The organism is Alicyclobacillus shizuokensis NBRC 103103 (assembly GCF_001552255.1).
In the GTDB taxonomy this organism is placed as follows: domain Bacteria; phylum Bacillota; class Bacilli; order Alicyclobacillales; family Alicyclobacillaceae; genus Alicyclobacillus_G; species Alicyclobacillus_G shizuokensis.
Genome location: NZ_BCQV01000143.1, coordinates 1 through 605 on the forward strand (window position 1 = coordinate 1; position 605 = coordinate 605).

The 605-nt window shown below is 43.3% G+C and carries 1 protein-coding gene; it reads left to right on the forward strand.

The window, feature by feature from the left end; translation table 11 throughout:
• Nucleotides 1-152: 152 nt before the first annotated feature.
• Nucleotides 153-395, forward strand: a complete 243-nt coding sequence (locus tag ASH01S_RS17705; protein WP_067929732.1) for an AbrB/MazE/SpoVT family DNA-binding domain-containing protein — start codon at nucleotides 153-155, stop codon at nucleotides 393-395.
• Nucleotides 396-605 lie beyond the last annotated feature (210 nt).

Consider the following 605-nt stretch of genomic DNA (forward strand, 5'->3'; position numbering starts at 1 on the left):
TTATCGGACGTAAAAATCCTAAGGAATGCAGTCTATTATTACGCTTATCTTGGCGGATTGGTCTACACAAAATCACATTACATTCATCAAACGTAGAACGTGATAGACTGTACAATGAGAGATACACACAGTAAGGATGGTGCCAAGAGCTCATGATGGCCATAGCCAGAGTTACAGACAAATTTCAAGTTACCATTCCAGGCGCAATCAGAGAAGTGTTGAATCTAGATGGCGGTGATCGACTGGTCTTTCAAGTGAAGAACAATGGTGAAGTCACAATTCGAACGCTGAAGGCGGTAGAGGTGGACGATCTTGCAGGTACTTTAGGCAAAACGTCATCCACTCCAACGGATGAGCAAGAAAAGAAATTTCAATACGGTGTACAAGATAATTAAATCCATTCGGTGGTGAACAGAATCCAAAATGCAAACCGTATACTTAGACGCCAACATCATTCTTCGATTCCTTATGGGTGACGATCCGAAAATGTTTGAAGAAGCAAGGTCTATCTTCAAGAGTGCCGAACGGCAGGAGATTTCCCTTATGGTGGACCCTGTTACCTTGGCCAAGTGTTGTTCGTTTTTGGCTGGACAGGCTGCTCGTTT